Source organism: Streptomyces sp. NPDC003042 (assembly GCF_053591315.1).
Genome location: NZ_JBSFTP010000009.1, coordinates 145,818 through 151,878 on the forward strand (window position 1 = coordinate 145,818; position 6,061 = coordinate 151,878).

A 6,061-nucleotide genomic window follows, 5' to 3' on the forward strand; every position below is an offset into this window, starting at 1 on the left:
CTCGGTCGGCCAAGCGGCGCTGGCGGCGGCTGCACACTCGTTCTGTGGAAAGAGGGGGACTGGCGGGGGATTGGCGGGAACCTACAGTCTCACTGGAGGGCACCCGTCGGAGCAAAAAGGACGTGTCTTCGAATGTGGCCCGTGACGCGGATCACTTCATGTCGGGTGTAAGTCGGGGGCTTTGTCGACTCCCCACCAAACCGGGGAGTACGGCTTTGTCCCGGACGGCGCTGGGGCGGCGGCGAGCCGCGCACTAGCCTCACGATGACTGCCTCTTGATCGTCCCGCTCGCCCCGATCGTCCCGACCGACCCCCACCTCCCGGAGCACCCTCATGAGCACCGCTTCCGTCTCCTTCCGGCCCGGCGCCGTCCTCGCCGATCTGCTGCCCGCGAGCCGCGTGCGCGACATCGCGCTCGTCACCGGCGGAGCCGCGCTCATGGGCGTCGCCGCCCAGATCGTCGTGAAGGTCGACGGGCTCGTGGTCCCGATCACCGGCCAGACCCTCGCCGCGCTGCTCATCGGCACCGCGCTCGGCGCCGGCCGCGGCTTCCTGTCGCTGGCCCTCTACACCCTCGTCGGCATGGCCGGCGTGCCGTGGTTCGCGGGCGGCGCCTCGGGTGCGGGCGGCGCCACCTTCGGCTACGTGCTGGGCATGCTGCTGGCCTCCACCGTCGTCGGCGCCCTCGCGCGGCGCGGCGGCGACCGCTCGGTCCCGCGTACGGCCGGCACGATGGTGCTCGGCTCCGCGGTGATCTACGCGGTCGGCGTGCCGTACCTCATGGCCGTCACCGGGATCTCCCTGGGCGACGCCGTGGCGACCGGCATGATTCCGTTCCTGATCGGCGACGCGCTCAAGGCCGCGCTGGCCATGGGCGCCCTGCCGGCCGCCTGGAAGCTGGCCGGCCGCCGCGGCTGATCCCCGCGAGACGCACGACAGCCCCGGACCGCGAGCGGCGGTCCGGGGCTGTCGGCGTTCCACGGGGATCAGGCGTTGTTACGCCGCGACCCGGCGCCGCCGGCGCACGTCGCGGACCGCGCCGATCGCCATCACCACGCCCGCCACCAGCAGCGAGAGCAGCACGACCTCGCGGTTGGCGTCGTCGAAGAGCATGTAGACCAGCACGAAGGTGATCATCGCGGCGGTGGCCCACGTCAGGTACGGGAAGAGCCACATCTTGACCGTGACCTTCTCCGGCGCCTCGCGCATCAGGATTCCGCGCATCCGCAGCTGGGTGAAGCAGATCACCAGCCACACGAAGAGCGCGATCGCACCCGAGGAGTTCAGCAGGAAGCTGAAGACGGTGTCCTTGAAGGCGTAGTTGAAGTAGACGGCCGCGAAGCCGAAGACCACCGAGCCCAGGATGGCGGCCGTCGGCACGCCCTTCTTGTTGACCTTGGCGAAGGCCTTCGGCGCGTCGCCGCGCTCGCCGAGCGAGAACGCCATGCGCGAGGCCGTGTACAGGCCCGAGTTCAGGCAGGACAGCACGGCCGTCAGGACGATCACGTTCATGATCTGGCCGGCGTGCGCGATGCCGATCGAGTCCAGGGCGGCGACGTACGAGCCCTTCTCGACGATCGACTTGTCGTTCCACGGCAGCAGCGTGAGCACGATGAAGATCGAGCCCAGGTAGAAGATGCCGATGCGCCAGATCACCGAGTTGGTGGCCTTGGTGACCGCGCGCCGCGGGTCCTCGGACTCGCCGGCGGCCAGGGTGACGATCTCGCTGCCCATGAAGGAGAAGACGACCATCAGCACGCCGGTGAGGATGGCGCCCAGACCGTTGGGCGCGAATCCGCCGGAGTCCGTCAGGTGCGCGAAGCCCGCGCCGGGGTTGTCCGAGCCCGGCAGCACGCCGAAGACGGCCAGCATGCCGATGATCACGAAGGCGCCGATGGCGACGACCTTGATGCCCGCGAACCAGAACTCGAACTCGCCGTACGAGGCGACCGAGCCCAGGTTGGTGACCGTCAGCACGACCATCACGATCAGTGCCCAGGCCCACTGCGGGACGGCCGGGACCCAGCTTTCGAGGATGACGGCGCCGGCGGTGGCCTCCACGGCCAGGACGACGACCCAGAAGAACCAGTACAGCCAGCCGATGGAGAAACCGGCCCAGCGACCGAGCGCGCGGTCGGCGTACGCGGAGAAGGAGCCGGAGTTCGGGCTGGCGGCGGCCATCTCGCCCAGCATCCGCATCACGAAGACGACCATCGCGCCGACGAGCAGGTACGAGACGAGGATGGCCGGACCGGCCTTGGCGATACCGCCGCCGGAGCCGACGAAGAGTCCGGCGCCGATGACACCGCCGATGGCGATCATGGACAGGTGGCGGTTTTTGAGACCGGCCTTGAGACCGTCGGAGGGCTGGGCGTCACCGGGGTTACCGGAGGGGTCGCCTGCCTTCTGAAGGGTCGTCGTGGAGCTCATGGACGAATCCTTAGGTTCTCGGGTTGCGAGCCCCGGTATTCAAGCCCGACAGGGGCCAAGACGGAAGAGGTCCCTCCGGTTGGTTGCCCCGGGCTCAAAATCCCGGACCTTCGTCCCATGCGTCCCATCTGGGATGTTGTGGATTACTTGAGCTTCCGGAGTGACCTACGCGACACCCTCCACCGGGCCCCCGCCGGACACATGCCACACTCGTCCCATGCGCGTGTACCTGGGATCCGACCATGCCGGCTTCGAGCTCAAGAACCACCTGGTGGACTGGCTCAAGAACAACGGCCACGAGCCCGTCGACTGCGGGCCGCACATCTACGACGCGGTGGACGACTACCCGCCGTTCTGCCTCCGCGCCGCGGAGAAGACCGCCGCGGACGCCGCCGGCCTCGGCATCGTGATCGGCGGCTCCGGCAACGGCGAGCAGATCGCCGCGAACAAGGTCAAGGGCGTCCGCGCCATCCTCGCCTGGAGCGTGGAGACCGCGAAGCTCGGCCGCGAGCACAACAACGCCAACGTCATCTCCGTCGGCGGCCGGATGCACACCGAGGACGAGGCCGTCAGCTTCATCGAGGCCTTCCTGGCGACCCCGTACTCCGACGAGGAGCGCCACACGCGCCGCATCGACATGCTCTCCGCCTACGAGCAGACCGGCGAGCTGCCCCCGATCCCGGCCCACCACCCGCAGGGCTGATTCCGCTTCGGCCGTGCCCCGGGGGCTCCCGGGGCACGGCCCGTTTTCTTTTCCCCGTCCTTTCTCCGAGGAGCTGTGCCGTGCCCGAGGGGCATACGATCCACCGTCTCGCCCAGGACCACCTCGAACGGTTCGCCGGGTGGGAGGTCGCCGTCAGCAGCCCCCAGGGCCGGTTCGCCGGCAGCGCCGCCCTGCTGCACGGCCGGATCCTGGACGGCGCCGACGCCCACGGCAAGCACCTCTTCCTGGGCTTCCAGGGAAGCGGCTGGATCCACATCCACCTCGGCCTCTTCGGCAAGTACGCCCTCGGCCCCACCCCGGCCCCGCCGCCGACCGACACCGTCCGGCTGCGCCTGCGCAACGACGAGCACTACTCGGACCTGCGCGGTCCCACCACCTGTGCCTGGATCACGGACGAGGAGAAGGCGGCGATACACGACCGCCTCGGCCCCGACCCGCTGCGCCCGGCCGACGACCCCGACCGCGCCTGGGCCCGTATCTCCCGCTCCCGCACCACCGTCGCCGCCCTGCTCATGGACCAGAAGGTCGTCGCGGGCGTCGGCAACGTCTACCGCGCCGAGGTCCTCTTCCGGCACGGCATCGACCCGTACCGCCTCGGCAAGGACCTCACCCGCGCGGAATGGGACGCCATGTGGACGGACCTCGGCGCCCTGATGCGCGAAGGCGTACGGAACAACCGCATCGACACTGTGCGCGACGAACACCTCCCCGAGGCCATGGGCCGCCCGCCGCGCGTGGACGACCACGGCGGCGAGGTGTACGTCTACCGGCGGGCGCACATGCCGTGCCACATCTGCGCCGCCGAGATCCGCACCGCGGACCTCGCCTCCCGCAACCTCTTCTGGTGCCCCGCCTGCCAGCAGCGCTGAGCCGGGTCCGTTCAGAAGCGGTGCGGCGGCCACGGGGCCACCGCACCGGCGAAGGCGCCCCTCCGTTCACCCGTACGAGCTAGCCGGTCCAACCACCGGTTCGACGGCTCTCCCACCGCGCTTCAAGAGCCGGACGGGCATCCTTACCAGGGCATTCCGTCGCAGGCGACGTGTTTTCGATCCGCTCGGGGAGCGGGGTCCGGGGGTACCCCTGCGCGCACACAGCCGGGATGGATAGGGTCCCGGATCAATGGCCCGAGCACGCGTGGAGACGCTCCCGGCCCGGACGCGCATGCTGTCGCACCGGGCCCGCACCGCCCTGCGCAAATCCGCCGTCGACTACTTCCGCGGCGACGCCTCCGACTGGCTCGCCTTCGGCGGGCTCCTGCTGACCATCCCCGCCATAGCCTTCGGCACCCTGATGATGCCCGTCTGGTTCTCGCCGTCGGCGCTCGTCCTGCCCATCGTGGCGGGCGGCCTCCTGCTGCGGCCCGCGAGCCTGCTCGGCCTCTACGCCGCCTCCGCGGGCGCCCTCATCGTCGAGGCCCTGGTGCTCGGCCCGTACACCGAGGGCCCCGCCCGGGTCACCCCCGGCACCGTGCTCGTAGTGGCCGCCTGCGGGTTCTTCGGGCTGATCATCGCCCAGTTCCGCAGCCGCGTCGGCGTGCCCTGGCGGCGCGGCGGCACCATGCTCTTCGACCTGCGCGAACGCATCCGGGTCCAGAGCAAACTGCCCGGCCTGCCCCGCGGCTGGCACCGCGAGATGGCCCTGCGCCCGGCCGGCGGCCAGTCCTTCTCGGGGGACTTCGTCGTCGCCGCCCGCACCAACGGCGGCCGGACCCTGGAGATCGTCCTCACCGACGTCTCCGGCAAGGGTATGGAGGCCGGCTCCCGCGCCCTGCTGCTCTCCGGAGCCTTCGGCGGCCTGCTCGGCGCACTCCCGCCGCACGGCTTCCTGCCCGCCGCCAACGGCTACCTGCTCCGCCAGGACTGGGAGGAGGGCTTCGCCACCTCCATCCACCTCGTCCTGGACCTGGAGACCGGCGACTACGAGCTGCTGTCCGCCGGCCACCTGCCCGCCCTCCAGCTCTCGGCGGGCACCGGCCGCTGGCAGGAGGTCTCCGGCGAAGGCCCGCTGCTGGGCGTCTACGACGGAGCCGACTTCACACCGGCACGGGGCAACCTGCGGCGCGGTGACGTCCTGATGCTCTTCACCGACGGCCTCGTCGAGACCGCCGACCGCGAGATCAGCGAGGGCATCGACCGCCTCACCGGCGAAGCCGACCGCTACGTCGCCGCCGGCTGGGACGGCGCCGCCTGGCACCTGATCGAAAAAGTGGCCAAGGACGTCAACGACGACCGCGCCCTCCTGCTGATCCGCCGCTCGGCCTGACCCCGCGAACGTCAGCGGGAGACCGCCTTCCAGGGGCTGAGCCCGAGCTTCCCGGTGTTCCCGAGGTCGATCGAAGACTTCAGCTCCAGGGTCTGGCGCGGTGCACCGGGCCGGGGCGCGAGCTCCAGCACCCACCCCTCGACCGCGGGCGTGTCCACCTCGGTGACGAGGTTTCGCCACAGCAGTCCCACCGACGCCGCCCGCCCCGGCTGGAGCGTCACCTTCTGCGGCGCGGCGTCGAAGCCGGCCACCGTCGACACGCCGTTCGACCCGCGCCCGACGGCCACCTCCACCGGTCGCCGCTCCCGGTCCAGCACCCGTATCTCCGGGTAGCCCTCCAGTACGTAGGGCCGCGTACCGCAGTTGACCAGCTGGATCTCGGCCACCCGCAGCCCCATCGCCGCGTCCCCGCGCCCCTCGACCAGCCGTACCCCGCTCTCGGGACACGGATCCGGCGAGGCCGGCCCGCTCGACGGCAGATCCATCGCCGTCGGCCCCGCCGCCGTCGGCCCGGCCACCGTCGGCCCCGGGGGGGGCGGGGCCGCCGGCGCCCCGGGCCCCCCCCCGCCCCCGCCCCCCCCCCCCCCCCGGCCCCCCCCCCCCGCCCCCCCCCGCCCCCCCCCGCGCCCCCCCCCCCCCCCCGCC

The 6,061-nt window shown here is 71.5% G+C and carries 6 protein-coding genes; 4 read left to right on the top strand and 2 right to left on the bottom strand.

All coding sequences use genetic code 11. From position 1 onward, the window contains the following. Positions 1-333: 333 nt before the first annotated feature. Positions 334-918 (top strand): biotin transporter BioY, encoded by a 585-nt coding sequence (locus tag ACWDYJ_RS08030; protein WP_451564633.1) that lies wholly within the window; start codon positions 334-336, stop codon positions 916-918. Positions 919-996: 78 nt separating this feature from the next. Here the strand turns inward: ACWDYJ_RS08030 and ACWDYJ_RS08035 are convergent, their stop codons facing one another. Beyond that, positions 997-2,430: an amino acid permease gene (locus tag ACWDYJ_RS08035; RefSeq protein ID WP_451564634.1), complete on the bottom strand. Its 1,434-nt coding sequence runs from the start codon at positions 2,428-2,430 to the stop codon at positions 997-999. Positions 2,431-2,647: 217 nt separating this feature from the next. On the opposite strand from ACWDYJ_RS08035, the gene ACWDYJ_RS08040 reads away from it, so the two are divergent. The 3 genes from ACWDYJ_RS08040 (at position 2,648) to ACWDYJ_RS08050 (ending at position 5,416) form a co-directional block, all read left to right on the top strand. Further along, a complete protein-coding gene (locus tag ACWDYJ_RS08040; protein WP_451564635.1) occupies positions 2,648-3,133 on the top strand; it encodes a ribose-5-phosphate isomerase in 486 nt (161 codons plus the stop codon). Between the two features lie 80 nt (positions 3,134-3,213). Next, positions 3,214-4,023, top strand: a complete 810-nt coding sequence (locus ACWDYJ_RS08045) for an Fpg/Nei family DNA glycosylase (RefSeq protein WP_451564636.1) — start codon at positions 3,214-3,216, stop codon at positions 4,021-4,023. Positions 4,024-4,273: 250 nt separating this feature from the next. Then, positions 4,274-5,416 (top strand): PP2C family protein-serine/threonine phosphatase, encoded by a 1,143-nt coding sequence (locus ACWDYJ_RS08050; RefSeq protein WP_451564637.1) that lies wholly within the window; start codon positions 4,274-4,276, stop codon positions 5,414-5,416. Between the two features lie 11 nt (positions 5,417-5,427). Here ACWDYJ_RS08050 and ACWDYJ_RS08055 read toward each other — a convergent pair whose 3' ends face one another. Beyond that, the gene (locus ACWDYJ_RS08055; RefSeq protein ID WP_451564638.1) at positions 5,428-5,901 is read right to left on the bottom strand and encodes a DUF4232 domain-containing protein; all 474 of its coding nucleotides are present in this window, start codon (positions 5,899-5,901) and stop codon (positions 5,428-5,430) included. Positions 5,902-6,061: the final 160 nt, after the last annotated feature.

What these genes read in the sequence shown, in the direction of transcription:
- ACWDYJ_RS08030 (WP_451564633.1), top strand. Translation starts at nt 334, where the DNA reads ATGAGCACCGCTTCCGTCTCCTTCCGGCCCGGCGCCGTCCTCGCCGAT.
- ACWDYJ_RS08035 (WP_451564634.1), bottom strand. Translation starts at nt 2,430, where the DNA reads ATGAGCTCCACGACGACCCTTCAGAAGGCAGGCGACCCCTCCGGTAAC.
- ACWDYJ_RS08040 (WP_451564635.1), top strand. Translation starts at nt 2,648, where the DNA reads ATGCGCGTGTACCTGGGATCCGACCATGCCGGCTTCGAGCTCAAGAAC.
- ACWDYJ_RS08050 (WP_451564637.1), top strand. Translation starts at nt 4,274, where the DNA reads ATGGCCCGAGCACGCGTGGAGACGCTCCCGGCCCGGACGCGCATGCTG.
- ACWDYJ_RS08055 (WP_451564638.1), bottom strand. Translation starts at nt 5,901, where the DNA reads ATGGATCTGCCGTCGAGCGGGCCGGCCTCGCCGGATCCGTGTCCCGAG.